Here is a 16,833-nt window from a genome sequence, read left to right on the forward strand (position 1 = left end):
CGTGCATCCAATTAATGATAAGTATCTAAGAAAGGTTGGTAAGAAAACATGTACAATTTTGACAAGGCATTTGACAGACACAATACGGAGGTGATTAAGTGGGACCGGCTGGAGAAGGATTTCGGCCGGAAGGACCTGATTCCCTTTGGAATCGCAGATATGGACTTTGAAACCCTGCCGGAAATCACACGGGCCCTGACAGACAGGGCGGAGCATCCCACCTATGGGTACACCTTCCCGTCGGAGGGGTACTATGAAAGCTTCATTGAATGGAACAGGACCCGCAATAACTTTGACATAAAAAAGGAGGAGCTGATTACCATTCCCGGCGTTGTCTGCGCCTGTTCCTTCATCATCTATGCCCTGACGGATAAGGGGGACAGGGTAATGGTGAGCACGCCGGTTTACGACCCCTTTTTCAAGGTGATTGAGCAGCAGGAGAGAACCCTGGTCGCTTCCTCCCTGAAACTTGCAGACGGGCGGTATGAAATGGACTTTGAGGACATGGAGGAGAAGTTTAAGGAGGGCGTAAAGCTTTTCATACTCTGCAGCCCCCATAATCCGGTGGGACGTGTGTGGACCATGGAGGAGCTGACCAGACTCAATGAATTGTGCAGCCGCTACCAGGTCCTGGTGTTTTCGGACGAGATACACTCCGACCTGATTTTCCCGGGTCATAAGCACATACCTTACCAGACGGTGAACCGGGATGCGGCAGGACGCAGCGTAATTGCCATGGCTCCCAGCAAGACCTTTAACATTGCCGGTCTAAAATCATCTATCCTGATTATCAAGAATCCGGAGCTGTACAACCGGGTGAACAAGGCAGTTACTGCGTTTCATGTGGGCGTGGACTTGTTTGGGCTTAAGGCATTTGAGGTGGCCTACCGCCACGGGGCAGCCTATGTGGATGAGCTGAATCAGTATTTATATGAGAATGCGCAGTTTGTGACGGAGTATGTAAAGGAAAACCTTCCTAAGGCAAAGACGTATGTGCAGGACGGAACCTATCTTATGTGGCTGGATTTCACAGCTTACGGATTAAGCCAGGAGGAACTTATGGAAAAGGTGGTGGGAGCCGGTGTGGCGCCGAATGACGGTTCCCATTACGGAAGGGAAGGAAACGGATTTATCCGTATCAATATCGGTACGCAGAGGGCTATGGTAAAGGAAGGCCTTGAAAGGCTGAAAACCATATTTGGCTGATTCTGTGCCGGAAGAACTGAGAGAGGAAGTGTGATAGGATGCAGGAATTACTGAATGAGGCCCAGGACTACAGGAGCAGAATGGTGGAGTGGAGAAGAAAGATACATTCCTGTCCTGAAACCGGATTTTATCTGCCAAAGACATCAGCCATGGTGGCAGGACTGCTGGAGGAGTTTGGATACCAGGTACAGACCGGATTTGCGGAGAGTGCTGTGCTGGGAATCCTGGACACGGGCAGGCCGGGAAATACCATAGCGGTCAGGGCGGACATGGACGCACTGGGAATGCAGGATGAGAAGGATGTGCCTTACCGCTCCGCCAGGGACGGGGTATGCCATGCCTGCGGCCATGATGTACATACAGCCCTTTTGCTGGGACTGGCATCCTATCTTTCAGAGCACAGGGACCAGATTCCGGGCGGGTGCGTCAAGCTGATATTCCAGCCTGCCGAGGAAGGCCCGGCTCCCGGCGGCGCAAAGCTCATCGTGGATTCCGGCGTTCTGGATGGCGTGGACGCCATATTTGGAGCCCACTGCCAGCCTCAGTACCCGGCCGGGGTCATGGGGTGCAGATACGGGAACTTTTTTGCCAGCGGCGATTTTTTTGAGGTAAAGCTGAAGGGAAGGGGATGTCACGCTGCGTCGCCCCATAAGGGAAATGACCTGATACCCATTGCCATGGAGATGATTCAGGCCATTCAGAATATACGTTCCAGGGAGATACCGCCCATGAAGACGGCTGTTATTTCGGTATGCTCCATAAACGCCGGGGTCCTGTCCACTAAAAATGTCCTGCCCTCGGAGCTGACCTTTGGAGGGACCTTCCGGGCCCACGACAGCCAGGTCAGGGACTATATTGCAAAACGGCTGGAGCAGATTGTAAGGGATATCAGCCGGATGAACGGAATCACCTGTGAATTTGAGGATTCCTTTGCATTTCCCTCCTTTGCCAATGACAGGGATGTGACGGATATAATCTGCAAATCCGCGGCAGAAGTGCTGGGCGAAGACAAGGTGATGAAGCGTACGGAGCCTGAGATGGGGTCAGAGGATTTTGCCTGGTATACCAAAAAATTTAAGGGCGCTTTTTTCTTCTTCGGAGTGAAGAATGAGGAGAAGGGCCTGACAGCCAGTCTGCATAATCCCGGATTTGACATTGATGAGGATGCCATGGTTCCGGCCCTGGCTGTCTATATCAGCACACTATACCATCTGTTAGAAAGGCAGGATTCATGAGTACAAAGGATAATACGGCAGGAGAACTGAAAAACAGGTCCATGGTGCTGTGGGCAGTGCTGAGCCTTTCCATGGCCAATGCGCTGGTGGGAACCGGCATATCGCCTGCCCTTGGAGTCATACGCCAGACCTTTCCGGATGCCCCCGGCGTGCTGGTACAGATGATTGTATCCCTGCCGTCACTGATGGTGATTGCAGCAGCCATTCCCTTTACCTGGCTCAGCAGACGGTATTCGGTCCGGAAGCTCTGCGGAACAGGGCTGGTCCTGTTCCTGGCGGGCGGTCTTTTGGGCGGTCTGGCCACCGGTATTTACACACTGGTCCTTACAAGAATCCTCATTGGAGCCGGATATGGGCTGATGATGCCGCTGTCAGTGGGGCTGCTGTCCTATTTTTTTACCAGGGAGGAACAGCACCGCTTAAATGGAGGAATTGTCATATGGTCCAGCGTGTCGTCCATTATCTGTATGGTGCTGGCCGGGTATCTGGCTGCCATTTCCTGGAGAGCCGTGTTCCTGGTGTATCTGTTTGGAATCCCATGTCTGTGGCTGTGCCTGAAGCATATTCCCGATGTGACGGCTGCGGGGAATGAGGCTGCAGGGAATGAGAATGGGGTTCCAGCAGGGGCCGGGCATCATAGCTTTGGAACCCTTGGCGTCATTAAGAAGATATGGGTCTATGGAATTGGCACGTTTGTGGTGTTTGTAGGTTATTTTGCCATACTGAACAACTGCTCCGCCATCATTCTTTCGGAGGGTTTAATCAGCGGGGAAAAAGTGGGAATCATTATGTCATTCCAGACCGTAAGCTCCCTTGTGACAGGGCTTTGTATCGGAAAGCTGAAAAATATCCTGGGAAGATATATGAGTACCTTCATCTGGCTGTGCGCCATTGGCGGACTTCTTTCTCTGTATGCAAAGAACAGCCTGGCACTTACCATACTGGGTCTGGTACTGTTTGGAATAGCCCTTGCTTCGGCCGTGGGCACCTTTAACGCAGAGGCATGTATTGCCTGTGAGAAGGAGGAGTCCCTGGCAGCCGGTTCCGTCATTATGTTTATGAGAAGTCTGGGACAGTTTTCTTCACCGCTGGTATTGGGGTTCATGGCCCGGGCCGCAGGCGTCCTGGATATACGGTTCCCCTATGAGGGCGCGGCCCTGATGTCTGTGGTTATGCTGGGCGTGTTCTGGGTAAAGGGGCTGTCAAGTTAAAACACTCCTCCTGTGGAAGACATATCAATAAAAAGTCTTTCACAGGGGGAGTGTCTTTTATTTGGTTCTCTTGGATTCTCTCAAATCATCCTTTGAATCCATGTCTGTTTTATCCTGCAGGGGATTCCCTCCGGCATGTCCGTCCATATCTTCAAAGGGGTCGGATGGTTTCAGCACCCTGGTCATAAGCCCCATGGCATACATGATAATGGGTATGAAAACCAGGGAGAAGATAACCGCCATGAGATAATTCTTCGGCGCTCCCATGGCAGCCAGCACAATGGCCAGGATAAACAGGCCGGCCAGCCCAATGGCGCCTATGAGGGCAAATATACGTTTCAGTTTCATGTAGCAGCTCCTTTCTGCGGCATCAGGCCTCCTCGGCTAATTCTTCCCAGTGCAGGTACAGCGTTTCCAGCTGTCCGGCTATTTCCTCTTTTTCCTTATTCAGCTCCATAAGCCGCGGCACATCGGTGTAGACCTCTTCCTTGGTGAGCAGGGCGTCAATCTCACTGTCCCTTGTCTCCAGGGCATGGATGGAATCCTCTGTTTTCCTGAGCTCGCTCTGAATCCTGCGTATACGGGCCTGTTCTTCCTTCTGGGCCTTCCACTCCAGCTTCAGGTCATTCTGGGAGCCCTGGGAAGGGCTGCCGGCGGACCGGGAGGTACGGGAGGCGGATGATGAACGGCTGTTCCTGGCCGCAAAGGCCGCTTCCACAGCCTCCTTTTTCTCCAGATAGTAGTCATAGCTGCCGATGTAATTAATCAGGGACTGGCCGGTCAAATCCAGGATTCGGGTGGCTGTGCGGTTGATGAAATACCGGTCGTGGGACACATAGAGGACGGTTCCGGTGTAACGGCACAGGGCGCTTTCCAGGATTTCCTTGGACGTGATGTCCAGATGGTTGGTGGGCTCGTCCAGCAGCAGGAAATTGGCGTCGGACAGCATCAGCTTGGCCAGGGAGACACGGCCCCGCTCGCCGCCGCTCAGGTCGCGGATTAGCTTGAACACATCATCCCCCGTAAAGAGAAAGGAGGCCAGGGTATTGCGAATCTGGGTATTGTTCATGGCGGGATAGGTGTCCTGGATTTCGTCAAACAGGGTCTTATCCATATGAAGGACCTGGTGTTCCTGGTCGTAGTAGCCGATATGGACCTTGGAACCCAGGCGTATTTCGCCGGTATCAGCCGGAAGCAGATGGTTGATGATTTTAAGGAGGGTGGTCTTGCCTGTTCCGTTGTTGCCGATGATGGCCACCCGCTCCCCCCGCTTGATTTCAAAGTCCACATCCGTGAACAGGGTCTGGCTGTCAAAGGATTTGCTCAGGCCGGTGACCGTAAGCACATCCTTGCCGCTTTCCACATCCGGCTCCAGCCGGATGTCCATGGAGTCGTCGATGTCCATGGGCTTTTCCAGCCGGTCAATCTTATCCAGCATCTTTTCACGGCTCTCGGCCCTGCGTATGGATTTCTCACGGTTAAAGGATTTCAGCTTGGCAATTACCGCCTCCTGGTGCTTGATTTCCTGCTGCTGATTTAAGTATGCCCGGATTCTGGCATCCCGAAGCATGGCCTTTTTGTCGCTGTATGCAGTGTAGTTGCCGCTGAATACGGTTCCGGTTCCATTGTCCAGCTCCACGATTTTAGTCACCACCCGGTCCAGGAAATACCGGTCATGGGCAACAATGATTACACTGCCGCTGTAGGTCTTAAGGTAAGTCTCCAGCCAGGCAATGGATTCCATGTCCAGGTGGTTGGTTGGCTCGTCCAGAAGCAGGATATCCGGCCTGGTCAGAAGAAGCTTGCCCAGGGACACGCGGGTCTTCTGCCCGCCGGAAAGGGTATTGATGGGCTTTGTGAATTCTTCCTCGGCAAAGCCCAGTCCCTTTAATACACCGGTGATTTCACTGCGGCAGGCATAGCCGCCTTCCAGCTCAAACTGGTGGGTCAGGCGGCTGTATTCCTCCAGCATGGCTTCCAGGCGTTCGCCGGACGCGCTTTTCATATCCAGTTCCAGGGAGCGGATGCGTTCTTCCATCTGCAGAATGGGGCGTTTGACCTCCAGCAGGGCGTCCTGGATGGTGCTGCCGCTGTCCAGGTCCTGGTGCTGGGCCAGATAGCCCACAGAGGCGCCCTTGCCCAGGGCAACGCACCCCTCGTCAGGGGCCAGCTCCCCGATGACGATTTTCAGGAGGGTGGACTTGCCGGCGCCGTTAATTCCCACGATGGCCGCCTTCTCATGGTCCTCCAGGTGGAAGGAAACCTGCTTTAATATATGTTTCTCCCCAAAAGATTTGCTTATATTGCTGCATGATAAAATCATGGTAAACTCCTTTAAAAACGACATATTTTGCTCTCACAAGTATAATATAAGGGAACGATTTTTTCAAGAACATATGTAAACGTGTTTGACATTTTTTTGACGTGTGTTTATAATAGTACTATTAGAGTTTTGATAGAATTGCACAATGGGAAGGTGGATACATCATGGAACGCAAGGAGATTTCGAAGGCAGTGATTTCTAGGCTGCCCCGCTATTACCGTTATTTAGGTGAATTAATAGAGGAAGGTGTGGAGCGTATATCCTCCAACGAGCTGAGCGCCAGAATGAAGGTGACTGCATCGCAAATCCGTCAGGATTTGAATAATTTCGGCGGATTCGGACAGCAGGGATATGGTTATAATGTAAAGTACCTCTATTCGGAAATCGCTAAGATACTGGGAATTGACAGACAGCATAATGTAATTATCATCGGAGCAGGAAACCTGGGACAGGCCATTGCCAACTACACGAATTTTGAGCGCAGGGGCTTTGTCATCAGGGGAATGTTTGATATTAACCCCAAACTGATTGGACTTGTTATCAGGGGAATTGAGATTCGCTCCGTGGATGATTTGGAGACATTTATCCGGGAGAATGAGATTCAGATTGCAGCGCTGACCATTCCCAAGACAAAGGCGCCGGAGATAGCGGACCGCCTTGTGAATGCGGGAATCAGGGCTATCTGGAACTTTGCCCATACGGATTTGGTGGTGCCGGAGGATGTGGTGGTTGAAAATGTACATCTGTCCGAGAGCCTGATGCGCCTTTCCTACCGGGTCAGCAGTATGTATGACCAGCAGGAGGAGCAGAGAAATTCATTAAAGTAAATGTTTAGGAAGTCAGCGCCATGATACTTGGAGTTGGAACGGATTTAATTGAAATCAGCCGCATGGAAAAAGCCTGTAAAAAGGATTATTTTGTGATGCGCACATTTACAGATATGGAAAGCCGGCAAGCAAAGGGGTCCGCCTCTAAGCTGGCCGGCTCTTTTGCTGTGAAAGAAGCTGTGGCCAAGGCTTTGGGAACGGGATTCCGCACCTTTATGCCCATTGACGTGGAGGTGCTCAGGGACGATTTGGGCAAGCCCTATGTCCGCCTTTACCGGGGGGCCCTTACGCGGTTTAAGGAGATGGGGATGGAACGCCTGGAGGTTTCCATCACCAACACAGGGGAATACGCCATGGCATTTGCAGTGGGAGAGGGAAGGATAAAGGAGGTACAGTCATATGAGGATGCTGGTAACGGGAAAACAGATGAAGGCCATTGACGCATATACCATCCATACCGTGGGAATCCCATCCCTGGTCCTGATGGAACGGGCTGCTCTTGAGGTGGCCCGGGCAGCAGAGCGCCTTTGGGAGAAGGGGGATACGGTGTGGGCTGTATGCGGCACCGGCAACAACGGGGCCGACGGCGTGGCGGCAGCCAGAATGCTTCATTTAAAAGGGTATCCGGTGCGTGTATTCCTGGTGGGGAATCCGGAAAGAGGAACAGAGGAATTCAGAGCACAGCTTTCCATTGCCGCTAATGTGGGCCTTTTCTCTTCGCCCTGGCAGGACGGGGAAAAGGAAACGTGCGGCCTTCTCATTGACGCGGTGTTCGGCGTGGGACTGAGCAGGCCGGTTGAGGGAGAGTACAGGCAGTGCATCGAGATGCTGGAGGCCAGGTCCATACGCCGTACCGTGGCAGTGGATGTTCCTTCGGGCATCCATGGGGATACGGGAATTGTCATGGGCATTGCCCTGAAGGCGGATGTAACCGTTACCTTTGGATGGGAGAAGACCGGGACAGCCCTGTATCCGGGACGGGAATATGCAGGGCAGGTGGAAGTGGCTGATATCGGATTTCCCGTTCAGGCCCTGGAGGCGGTGAAGGCGGCAGAGGGAACGGCGGCAGGGGATTTTGCCGTTACCTACGGGGATGAGGACTTGAAACGGATTCCCAGGCGTCCTGCTTATTCCAACAAGGGAACCTTTGGAAAGGTACTGATTGTGGCGGGCTCCAGGAATATGTGCGGGGCCGCTTACCTGAGCGCCTTATCTGCATACCGGACAGGGGCCGGGCTGGTAAAGCTCCTTACGGTGGAGGAAAACCGGCAGATACTCCAGGAACGCCTGCCGGAGGCCATTATAGCCGCCTACACCCCGGACCAGCTCATGGAGGGCAGGGAGGAATTCCGGAAGATGATAGAAGCCCAGATGGAATGGGCCGACGTGGTGGTCCTGGGACCGGGACTGGGAAACGGACCCTACGTGGAGTATCTGGTGGAGGATATACTGACCAGCGCCTTTGTGCCGGTCATCATTGACGCGGACGGCCTGAATGCCATAGCTGGCCATCCCTATCTGACATCCTATTATACGGAGAACATTATTGTGACCCCGCACCTGGGGGAAATGGCCCGGCTCACGGGGGAGGGCATAGAGCAGATTAAGGAAAACCTGGCAGGCACGGCCCTGGAGTATGCAGGCCGCTACGGCCTTACCTGTGTGCTGAAGGACGCAGCCACGGTCACGGCAGGGCGGGACGGGAATTTGTACATCAACTCCAGCGGCAACAGCGCCATGGCAAAGGCCGGCTCAGGAGACGTGCTCACAGGTATCATAGCAGGACTGATAGCCATTGGCATGGAGGAGGAGGAGGCCGCCTGCCTGGGCGTATACCTGCACGGGCGGGCGGGAGACGCGGCCGCCTCTAAAAGCGGCGCCCACAGCCTGCTGGCATCGGAACTGGCGGATGCGGTCGGCAGTGTGATGGCCGGGTCTATGAATTAAAATACAATCAAGAGGGTCCCCGTGAAAAGGGGGACATGACACAGGAGGCAACAACCATGAATTCTTACAGCAGAGTTTACGCAGCCATTGACCTGGATGCGGTGGAATCCAATATGAGGGCAATGAAGGCCAGCCTTGGGCCAGCCACTTCCATGATTGGTGTGGTAAAGACAGACGGGTACGGACACGGGGCCGTTCCGGTGGCCGGAACCATTGCCCCTTATGTGGAAGGCTATGCGGTGGCGACCATTGACGAGGCAATCAATCTGCGCCGCCACGGCATACAGAAAATGATTCTGGTGCTGGGCGTGACCCATGAGAGCCGCTTTGAAGATTTGGTCCGGTATGATATACGTCCGGCCATGTTCCGGTATGAGGAGGCCAGGAAGCTATCGGAGACAGCTGTAAAGAACGGCGCCAGGGCCAGCATCCATCTGGCCGTGGACACAGGCATGAGCCGGATTGGCATGACGCCGGACGAGGCATCGGCAGAGGAGGCAGTCAGGATATCCGGGCTTGCGGGTATCCGCATTGAGGGAATGTTTACCCATTTTGCCAGGGCTGACGAGGCGGATAAGACGTTTTATGAGGCACAGTACAGGGCATACAGGGATTTTTGCGAAATGCTCCGCAGCCGGGGCCTGGATATACCGGTCCGCCACTGCTCCAACAGCGCCGGCATTGTGGAGGGGCTGGACTCCAACGGACTGGATATGGTGCGGGCCGGGATTTCCATTTACGGTCTGTATCCTTCTGATGAGGTGGCTCAGGACAGGGTAAAGCTGGTTCCGGCCATGGAGCTTAAGAGCTTTATCACATACATAAAGACCATTGAGCCCGGTACGGCCGTGAGCTACGGAGGCACCTTTGTGGCAGACCGTCCCATGCGGGTGGCCACCATTCCGGTGGGATACGGGGACGGTTATCCGCGCAGTCTCTCCAATAAGGGCACGGTGCTGATTAGGGGGAAACGGGCAAAAATCCTTGGAAGAATATGCATGGACCAGTTTATGGCGGATGTAACGGACATTCCGGAGGCAGCGGAAGGGGACCAGGCCACCCTCATTGGAAGGGATGGGGATGAATGCATCACGGTGGAGGAGCTGGCCCGTCTGGGCGGCGGTTTCCACTACGAAATCATCTGCGGAATCGGAAAACGGGTCCCCAGGGTCTATCTGAGGGACGGGAAGGCCATTGGCCAAAAGGATTATTTTAACGATATTTACCAGGGCTTCGGATATATGTAAAAGCCTACCAGGCTCAAAGAGAACGTCTGAATCATATGTTATTAGTGTGGCGTAAAGCAGGCCGGATGCCCCAGTGTATCCGGGCCATGTATACACAGGCCAAAAATGTCAATACTAAGGTTGAATAAATTGACGGAGTGTGAACAATGTGATTATCAGACGCGGAGATATTTATTATGCAGATTTACGGCCGGTGGTTGGCTCGGAGCAGGGGGGAGTGCGCCCTGTGCTGATTATCCAGAATGACGTGGGAAATAAGCACAGTCCCACGGTCATATGCGCGGCCATTACATCCAGGATGAACAAAGCCAAGCTGCCCACCCATGTGGAGCTGCCCACCAGGCGCTGTGCCATGATTAAGGATTCGGTCATTCTCCTGGAACAGCTGCGCACCATTGACAAACAGAGATTAAAGGAGAAAATCTGTCATATTGATGAGGAGCTGCAGCAGAGGGTGGATGAGGCCCTTATGATTAGCCTGGAACTGCGTACATAAGCAGGCGGGGGCACCATGGGCAGGTGTATAAGGCACCATTGACGAAATATGAGAAAAATGATATGATAAGCAGAGTTATGCCGTATTTTAGGGGTATAGCTCTGCTTTTTTTGGCAGTACTCCGCGGCAATGGCGTTTTATGAGTATGAAAGGAGTCTTTTTGTCATTATGGACGATGGTTATCCACCTGTCAGTATCCTCATATTGATAGGATTTATTCTTCTGGAGGCAGTGTTTTACGGTTTTGGTTCGGCAATACAGAATGTGAACGAGGGGAAGCTGGAAGAGGAGGCGGCCGGGGGGAATAAAAAGGCTGCCCGCCTGCTGGAGATGGTGAACCGTCCGGTGAGGTTTGTCCATACCATTCAGGTTACCACCCATCTGATGGGTATGATTATAGGAGCGGCAATCCTGCCTGCCATGATTGGCATGGTGGAGCGCAGGTTCCTTCTGGGAAAAGTGCTGGCCTGGGTGGACCCGGCCCAGGTGATGGAGATGGCAGGCACGCCGTGGTACAGGAACCCATCCTGGTGGCAGTGGGCAGGACTTCTGGCCCTGGTCACCATATTTGTCCTGGTGCTGGTCATCAGTTTCGGCATCATTATACCCAAACGCCTGGCGGCCAAGGAGCCTGAGAAGTGGGGATACCATATGCTTCCGGTGGTGCTTTTCTTTGCTGGGGTATTCCTGCCCCTGACACGCCTGATAACGTTGATTTCAGCCCTGGTGCTAAAGCCCTTTGGGGTGGACCTGGCGGACGACGACGGCAATGTGACGGAGGAGGACATCATGTCCATGGTCAATGAGGGCCATGAACAGGGCGTCCTGGAAGCGGACGAGACGGAGATGATAACCAATATCTTTGAGCTGGGAGACAAGGAAGCAGCGGACATCATGACCCACCGCACCAACATGACTGCCCTGGACGGCAGCATGAGCCTTAAGGAGGCAGTGGATTTCATTCTGAATGAAGGCGTGAATACCAGGTATCCTGTATACGGGGAGGACATAGACGACATCATCGGTATCCTGCACATGCGCGATGCCATGACCTTTTCAGAACAGGAAGAGAACAGGGACAGGCTGGTTATGGACATACCCGGCCTTCTGAGGGAAGCCAATTTCATTCCGGAGACAAGGAACATAGATACCCTTTTCAAGGAGATGCAGTCCCGCAAGATTCATATGGAAATCGTGGTGGATGAGTACGGACAGACAGCCGGCCTCCTTACCATGGAGGATATACTGGAAGAAATTGTGGGCAACATCATGGATGAATACGATGAGGAAGAGGATTTCATACAGGCCATGGAGGATGGCTCCTTTGTGATGAGCGGCCTTACGCCGCTGGAAGACGTGATGGAGACTTTGGATATTGAGCTGCCTGAGGAGGACAGCGATACCTACGATACCCTGAACGGATATCTGGTTTCGCGGCTGGACCGCATCCCTCAGGAGGGGGAGAATCCACAGGTGGAATTCGGAGGCTGGCTCTTTGAGGTGGAGCGGGCCGGCAATAAGATGATAGAGAGCGTCCGGGTATTTCCTGTGCCGGAAGGCGGGAAGACTGCGGACAGCGGGAAAGATTCGGTGGAAGAGAAGTATGATGCAGTTAGTAGAGAGCACGAAGGAGATGTTTCGTGACAGCAGATTTTTAAGGAAGGCGCTTATGATTGCCTGTCCCGTGGCCCTGCAGGGAATGCTCAACACAGTGGTAAACCTGGTGGATACCCTGATGATTGGAACCATGGGGGCCACAGCCATAGCAGCAGTGGGACTGGCCAATAAATTTTTCTTTGTATTTTCGCTGCTTGTATTCGGCATTGTCAGCGGAAGCGGCGTACTGGCGGCCCAGTTCTGGGGAAACGGTGATATTAAAAGCATAAGGAAGGTCCTGGGGCTTTCCATTCTGCTGGCCCTGGCAGGCGCCCTGTTTTTCGTTGTACCGGCCCTTATGTCCCCCCAATCCGTCATGCGCATATTCACTACCAGCCATGACAGCGTGGAGCTGGGGGCAAAGTACCTGAAGATAGCGGTTCTGACCTACCCCTTCCTGGCCATGACCAATGTATATGTGGCCATACTCCGGGCGGTGAACAAGGTTATATTCCCTGTTATAAGCAGCTGTATCGCCATTGTGATTAACATATGCCTGAATTACGTGCTCATATTCGGCAAGTTCGGCGCGCCTGCCATGGGAGTATCCGGCGCTGCCGTGGCTACCCTGATAGCCAGAATTATTGAAATTATGCTGATTCTGGGATATGTGTACGGAAAGAAGCTGCCTGTGGCCTGCGGCATCAGGGAGCTGTTTGGCTGGAGCGGCCTGTTCATCGGCCAGTTTTTCAGGACATCCGCCCCTGTCATTGCCAATGAGTTCATGTGGGGGCTGGGCACAACCATGTACTCCCTGGCATACGGGCGCATGGGGGACGAGGCAGTGGCTGCCATCACCATTGCCACCACCATACAGGACATCCTGGTGGTGCTGTTCCAGGGTCTGAGCGCGGCAACGGCCGTTATCCTGGGCAATGAACTGGGGGCAGGCCATCTCAAGCGGGCGGAGAAGTATGCGGTGCATTTCTTCATCCTCCAGTTCATTGCAACAGTGGGCGTGGCAGTGGTGCTGATTGGAATCCGGTGGCCCATTATCAGTCTTTACAACATCACGCCTGAGGTGGCGCGGGACGTAAGCCTGTGCATTCTGATTTTTGCGGCCTACATGCCGGCGAAGATGTTTAATTACGTCAATGTGGTGGGAGTGTTGAGAAGCGGCGGCGACACAAAGATGTGCCTGTTCCTGGACACCAGCGGCGTGTGGTTCATCGGCGTGCCCCTGGCGTTCCTGGGAGCCCTGGTGTGGAGACTGCCTATCTATACGGTCTATGCACTGGTGATGACGGAGGAGGTCTATAAGGCTGTGCTGGGATATATACGGTACAGGCAGAAGAAGTGGCTCAGGAATCTGGCGGCGGAGGTGCGGTAGCTGTGAACGGATACAGGGCGGGAATCTGAGAATCCGGGCCAAAGAATTTTTCTTGCCATATAAAAAAATTCGTGTTAATATAGAAAAGATGTGTATAAAATACAGCAGAAGGCTGTATTTGAACGTATAAACCATAAAAGAAGAAACAGGAAAGGGTGTTTACCAATGTCAGGACATTCAAAGTTTGCCAACATTAAACATAAGAAAGAGCGCAACGACGCTGCCAAGGGCAAAATCTTCACTGTTATAGGCCGTGAGATTGCTGTTGCCGTAAAAGAGGGCGGGGCAGACCCGGCCAACAACAGTAAGCTGAGAGACGTTATTGCCAAGGCAAAAGCCAACAACATGCCGAATGATACCATTGACCGCGGCATCAAGAAGGCTGCAGGCGATGCCAACTCCGTGAATTACGAGACCCTTACATACGAGGGATACGGCCCTAACGGCGTGGCCATTATCGTAGATACGCTGACCGACAACAAGAACCGCACGGCTGCCAATGTGAGAAGCGCCTTTACCAAGGGCGGCGGCAACGTAGGCACGCCGGGAAGCGTGTCCTATATGTTCGATAAAAAGGGACAGATTATCATCGACAAGGAAGAGTGCGACATGGACCCGGACGAACTGATGATGCTTGCCCTGGATGCAGGCGCAGAGGACTTTGCCGAGGAGGAGGACAGCTACGAGGTTATCACTGCACCGGATGATTTCAGTGCTGTGCGCGAGGCGCTGGAGGCCCGGAACATTCCCATGATGGAGGCGGATGTGACCATGATACCCCAGACATGGGTGGAGCTGACCGATGAGGACGACATCAAGAAGATAAACCGTACACTGGATTTGCTGGATGAGGACGACGATGTTCAGGCCGTGTACCATAACTGGGATGAGTGATCAAAATAGATGACATAACCGCAAAGCCAGTAAAATCAAGGCTTCCGGCGGTTTTTGAGGGCGATTTTCAAAGCCCCAAAAAATCCAATTTTATAGATGACATAGCGTTTTTGGAGTCAAAAAACGATTTTGAGGCAGTGAGATGAAAAAAATCTCACTGCCTTTTTTCATTTCTGAAAATCGACAAAAAAGTGGTTTGCAAAAATATAACCATTTTTTGAAAGAAATTTGAAGTTTGTGAAAAAGAGATAAAGTTTATTTTGAAAGAAACTGTATCTTTGTTGATACAGTTCGAAATATATTTTTTAAAAGAGAGGAGGAATTCAGATATAACAAAAAAATAAATTTATTTTGTGAAAACCAACTAAATTAAGTAACCTTCAAAAAATGAAAAGAGGAATGAAAATGAAGGAAAAAGAAATCAAAGTACTAAGAGTAAAGCCGCATGAACATCCTGAAGTCTATATGCTGAAAAATACATTGGAAGCAATGCAGGAAGCAGTAGGAGGATATATTGACATCGTAGGATTAGATGACAATGTATGCATCCTATTAAATGATGAGGGAAAATTGATAGGCTTGGAAGGTAACAGGAGAATCGGCAGCGATATCATCGTTGGCGATTTTTTTGTTTGCGGCAGTGACGAGGAAGGAAACCTGACATCATTGAGTGAGGAGGCGTTGGACACATACACAAAAATTTTTTATGAACCACAGGAGTTTACAAAAGAAGAAATAGAAGAAACGACAGTAATTGAATTTTACACATTTGAATAAGGAGGATGTACAGTTATGAAAAATATGAAGACAGAACCAAGTGAAAAAACAATTATTTACAGAACTCCAGGTGATCCTATTGAAATCACAGATGAAATGCTGGAGAATGCAGAGATCAATCCTAATGAATTGGTAGATATCATTCTTCAAAAGGGATGCATCATTATAAAGCCAACAAGTGTGCTTGGCAGATTACCAGAGGATCTGCTTTTGCTTTATGAAGAACTTGGATTTTCGAGAGAAATGGTGGAGTGTGTTTTTACAAAATATGCTGAAGAAGCAGGAGGATTCGATGCTTTGGTTGAACAAATCAAAAAAGAAAAAAATGTGGCATTGTGGTAAGGTGAGAAAATGCGAAAAATAACAGACTTAAGAGGAATCAAAGATACCGCCAAAGTATTCCTGCACATGAATATAGAAAAAACAAAGTTTTCGCCGTTGGTCATCAAGCATCCGTTTACAGATTCAGCGATGGTTTGTCTGTCGCAGACTGACGGCGAAATTGCTTTTGCCAATATTATGGAAGACACAAAGGCATTTACCCTATGGAAAGAACAAGTGGAAAAGCAGATTGATACTGCGGAAGATGTGTTTGGGGTATATCACCTCATGACAAAATCTTATCTGCTTGCTTTTTTAAAATATACGGAATCATACTTGTCCAGAGAGGATTTTTCCAAAATGCTTGCAGACATCTGGATTCGGACAGAAGCACCTAATCTTGATCCCAACTTCAAGCAGAAAGAACTGCTGGATCTGTTCCGTGATTCAAAACAGGAGGAGATGATGACAGAAGATGAAATAGAAACACTGCGAAGCCTGCCGGAAACAGTATCGGTTTATCGAGGCGTGACTTCATATAATGCAGGCAAGGTCAAAGCCTTGTCTTGGACACTGGATCAAAAGGTTGCCCAATGGTTTGCCAATCGATTTGGAGAAAACGGTACTGTTTATGAGGCGGAAATTTCAAAGGAACATATTTTAGCGTTATTTAAAGGAAGAAATGAGTGGGAGGTGATTGTGGAACCAGATCACTTACTTCAGTTATCAGAAGCTATGGAAGAAAATATGGAAGAACCACAGTTATAAAAACATGATGGCAGGAACATGAAACATTCATGTTCTTTTTTTGTGCCAGAAAGGAGCAGAAATGAAAAGAAAGTATCCGCAGAAGAATAAACAGCGACCGGCGAAAAAGCTTCCGCCGGAGAGCAGAGTCCAGCCTCATAAAAAAGTAAAGTATCACAGGCGATCTGATCAGATTTACGGGAGGTAATCCATATGGAAAAAGCATCCCATAAAGCCAATGTGCAGTGTGCCGAAGACATCGGAAAAGCCATCAACAGTTATTTCGATGGTTTTCATTACCATACAGGCTTTGAGAAAGAACTTATTGAAACCTATGGCATGGAGCAAGTCAAATATGTTGTTGCTTATAACATCCAGCAAAAGCTTAACGATGGAAGGATCAGCAAAGAGAATAAGACCTGGGCATTGCAGAGCCAAATGAACCAAGGCGAAGGCAACCCCAAACCGGAATATACGATCCATACCCACAGTGGCTTGTTGGATTTATTTGCCAATAGTATTCGAGAACAACAGCTTATCCATGAAGCCGAAGAAAACATGAAAGACTAACTATTAAAAGTCAAGTCTAAAATAAAAGTTTTGGATGAATTGCAGA

General features: G+C 51.0%; 17 protein-coding genes. 15 read left to right on the forward strand and 2 right to left on the reverse strand.

Features of this window, described 5'->3' with window-relative positions; all coding sequences use genetic code 11:
- Positions 1 to 48 precede the first annotated feature (48 nt).
- From FGS84_RS27645 to FGS84_RS27655, 3 genes are read left to right on the forward strand one after another with little or no spacing between them, the layout of a single operon-like run.
- Positions 49 to 1,206 (forward strand): MalY/PatB family protein, encoded by a 1,158-nt coding sequence (locus FGS84_RS27645; protein ID WP_138311410.1) that lies wholly within the window; start codon positions 49 to 51, stop codon positions 1,204 to 1,206.
- 38 nt (positions 1,207 to 1,244) lie between these two features.
- Complete coding sequence (locus tag FGS84_RS27650; protein ID WP_138311411.1) at positions 1,245 to 2,441, forward strand: amidohydrolase; 1,197 nt, start codon at positions 1,245 to 1,247, stop codon at positions 2,439 to 2,441.
- A complete protein-coding gene (locus FGS84_RS27655; RefSeq protein ID WP_138311412.1) occupies positions 2,438 to 3,652 on the forward strand; it encodes an MFS transporter in 1,215 nt (404 codons plus the stop codon). The genes FGS84_RS27650 and FGS84_RS27655 overlap by 4 nt, the downstream gene beginning before the upstream one ends.
- Before the next feature lie 57 nt (positions 3,653 to 3,709).
- Here the strand turns inward: FGS84_RS27655 and FGS84_RS27660 are convergent, their stop codons facing one another.
- Entirely contained in the window at positions 3,710 to 4,000 is a 291-nt protein-coding gene (locus FGS84_RS27660; protein ID WP_138311413.1) for a hypothetical protein, read from the reverse strand.
- Positions 4,001 to 4,022: 22 nt separating this feature from the next.
- A complete protein-coding gene (locus tag FGS84_RS27665; protein WP_138311424.1) occupies positions 4,023 to 5,975 on the reverse strand; it encodes an ABC-F family ATP-binding cassette domain-containing protein in 1,953 nt (650 codons plus the stop codon).
- Positions 5,976 to 6,139: 164 nt separating this feature from the next.
- Between FGS84_RS27665 and FGS84_RS27670 the strand changes: the two genes are divergently transcribed.
- The 12 genes from FGS84_RS27670 to FGS84_RS27725 all read left to right on the forward strand — a co-directional run bounded on the left by FGS84_RS27670 (position 6,140) and on the right by FGS84_RS27725 (position 16,787).
- Positions 6,140 to 6,802: a redox-sensing transcriptional repressor Rex gene (locus FGS84_RS27670; RefSeq protein ID WP_138311414.1), complete on the forward strand. Its 663-nt coding sequence runs from the start codon at positions 6,140 to 6,142 to the stop codon at positions 6,800 to 6,802.
- 20 nt (positions 6,803 to 6,822) lie between these two features.
- Positions 6,823 to 7,242: a holo-ACP synthase gene (gene acpS, locus FGS84_RS27675; protein ID WP_138311415.1), complete on the forward strand. Its 420-nt coding sequence runs from the start codon at positions 6,823 to 6,825 to the stop codon at positions 7,240 to 7,242.
- A complete protein-coding gene (locus tag FGS84_RS27680) occupies positions 7,202 to 8,749 on the forward strand; it encodes an NAD(P)H-hydrate dehydratase (RefSeq protein ID WP_138311416.1) in 1,548 nt (515 codons plus the stop codon). Before acpS ends, FGS84_RS27680 begins: the two co-directional genes overlap by 41 nt.
- A gap of 56 nt (positions 8,750 to 8,805) precedes the next feature.
- Complete coding sequence (alr, locus tag FGS84_RS27685) at positions 8,806 to 9,996, forward strand: alanine racemase (RefSeq protein WP_138311417.1); 1,191 nt, start codon at positions 8,806 to 8,808, stop codon at positions 9,994 to 9,996.
- 148 nt (positions 9,997 to 10,144) lie between these two features.
- Entirely contained in the window at positions 10,145 to 10,492 is a 348-nt protein-coding gene (locus tag FGS84_RS27690; protein ID WP_138311418.1) for a type II toxin-antitoxin system PemK/MazF family toxin, read from the forward strand.
- A 168-nt stretch (positions 10,493 to 10,660) separates the two neighbouring features.
- Positions 10,661 to 12,136, forward strand: coding sequence for a hemolysin family protein (locus FGS84_RS27695; RefSeq protein WP_138311419.1), 1,476 nt, complete (start codon positions 10,661 to 10,663; stop codon positions 12,134 to 12,136).
- Positions 12,096 to 13,478 (forward strand): MATE family efflux transporter, encoded by a 1,383-nt coding sequence (locus tag FGS84_RS27700; protein WP_138311420.1) that lies wholly within the window; start codon positions 12,096 to 12,098, stop codon positions 13,476 to 13,478. Before FGS84_RS27695 ends, FGS84_RS27700 begins: the two co-directional genes overlap by 41 nt.
- A 165-nt stretch (positions 13,479 to 13,643) precedes the next feature.
- Positions 13,644 to 14,372, forward strand: a complete 729-nt coding sequence (locus tag FGS84_RS27705) for a YebC/PmpR family DNA-binding transcriptional regulator (RefSeq protein ID WP_138311421.1) — start codon at positions 13,644 to 13,646, stop codon at positions 14,370 to 14,372.
- A 405-nt stretch (positions 14,373 to 14,777) separates the two neighbouring features.
- Positions 14,778 to 15,149 (forward strand): DUF3846 domain-containing protein, encoded by a 372-nt coding sequence (locus FGS84_RS27710; protein ID WP_002567401.1) that lies wholly within the window; start codon positions 14,778 to 14,780, stop codon positions 15,147 to 15,149.
- Positions 15,150 to 15,164: 15 nt separating this feature from the next.
- Entirely contained in the window at positions 15,165 to 15,491 is a 327-nt protein-coding gene (locus tag FGS84_RS27715; RefSeq protein ID WP_002567402.1) for a hypothetical protein, read from the forward strand.
- Positions 15,492 to 15,500: 9 nt separating this feature from the next.
- The gene (locus FGS84_RS27720) at positions 15,501 to 16,238 is read left to right on the forward strand and encodes a hypothetical protein (RefSeq protein ID WP_002567403.1); all 738 of its coding nucleotides are present in this window, start codon (positions 15,501 to 15,503) and stop codon (positions 16,236 to 16,238) included.
- A 192-nt stretch (positions 16,239 to 16,430) separates the two neighbouring features.
- Positions 16,431 to 16,787 carry a DUF3849 domain-containing protein gene (locus FGS84_RS27725; RefSeq protein WP_002588694.1) on the forward strand — a complete coding sequence of 119 codons (357 nt, stop codon included), beginning with the start codon at positions 16,431 to 16,433 and terminating at the stop codon, positions 16,785 to 16,787.
- Positions 16,788 to 16,833 lie beyond the last annotated feature (46 nt).

It is taken from the genome of Clostridium sp. 1001271st1 H5 (assembly GCF_005845215.1).
Lineage (GTDB): Bacteria > Bacillota > Clostridia > Lachnospirales > Lachnospiraceae > Enterocloster.

What these genes read in the sequence shown, in the direction of transcription:
- FGS84_RS27645 (WP_138311410.1), top strand. Translation starts at nt 49, where the DNA reads ATGTACAATTTTGACAAGGCATTTGACAGACACAATACGGAGGTGATT.
- FGS84_RS27650 (WP_138311411.1), top strand. Translation starts at nt 1,245, where the DNA reads ATGCAGGAATTACTGAATGAGGCCCAGGACTACAGGAGCAGAATGGTG.
- FGS84_RS27655 (WP_138311412.1), top strand. Translation starts at nt 2,438, where the DNA reads ATGAGTACAAAGGATAATACGGCAGGAGAACTGAAAAACAGGTCCATG.
- FGS84_RS27660 (WP_138311413.1), bottom strand. Translation starts at nt 4,000, where the DNA reads ATGAAACTGAAACGTATATTTGCCCTCATAGGCGCCATTGGGCTGGCC.
- FGS84_RS27665 (WP_138311424.1), bottom strand. Translation starts at nt 5,975, where the DNA reads ATGATTTTATCATGCAGCAATATAAGCAAATCTTTTGGGGAGAAACAT.
- FGS84_RS27670 (WP_138311414.1), top strand. Translation starts at nt 6,140, where the DNA reads ATGGAACGCAAGGAGATTTCGAAGGCAGTGATTTCTAGGCTGCCCCGC.
- acpS (WP_138311415.1), top strand. Translation starts at nt 6,823, where the DNA reads ATGATACTTGGAGTTGGAACGGATTTAATTGAAATCAGCCGCATGGAA.
- FGS84_RS27680 (WP_138311416.1), top strand. Translation starts at nt 7,202, where the DNA reads ATGAGGATGCTGGTAACGGGAAAACAGATGAAGGCCATTGACGCATAT.
- alr (WP_138311417.1), top strand. Translation starts at nt 8,806, where the DNA reads ATGAATTCTTACAGCAGAGTTTACGCAGCCATTGACCTGGATGCGGTG.
- FGS84_RS27695 (WP_138311419.1), top strand. Translation starts at nt 10,661, where the DNA reads ATGGACGATGGTTATCCACCTGTCAGTATCCTCATATTGATAGGATTT.
- FGS84_RS27700 (WP_138311420.1), top strand. Translation starts at nt 12,096, where the DNA reads ATGATGCAGTTAGTAGAGAGCACGAAGGAGATGTTTCGTGACAGCAGA.
- FGS84_RS27705 (WP_138311421.1), top strand. Translation starts at nt 13,644, where the DNA reads ATGTCAGGACATTCAAAGTTTGCCAACATTAAACATAAGAAAGAGCGC.
- FGS84_RS27710 (WP_002567401.1), top strand. Translation starts at nt 14,778, where the DNA reads ATGAAGGAAAAAGAAATCAAAGTACTAAGAGTAAAGCCGCATGAACAT.
- FGS84_RS27715 (WP_002567402.1), top strand. Translation starts at nt 15,165, where the DNA reads ATGAAAAATATGAAGACAGAACCAAGTGAAAAAACAATTATTTACAGA.
- FGS84_RS27720 (WP_002567403.1), top strand. Translation starts at nt 15,501, where the DNA reads ATGCGAAAAATAACAGACTTAAGAGGAATCAAAGATACCGCCAAAGTA.
- FGS84_RS27725 (WP_002588694.1), top strand. Translation starts at nt 16,431, where the DNA reads ATGGAAAAAGCATCCCATAAAGCCAATGTGCAGTGTGCCGAAGACATC.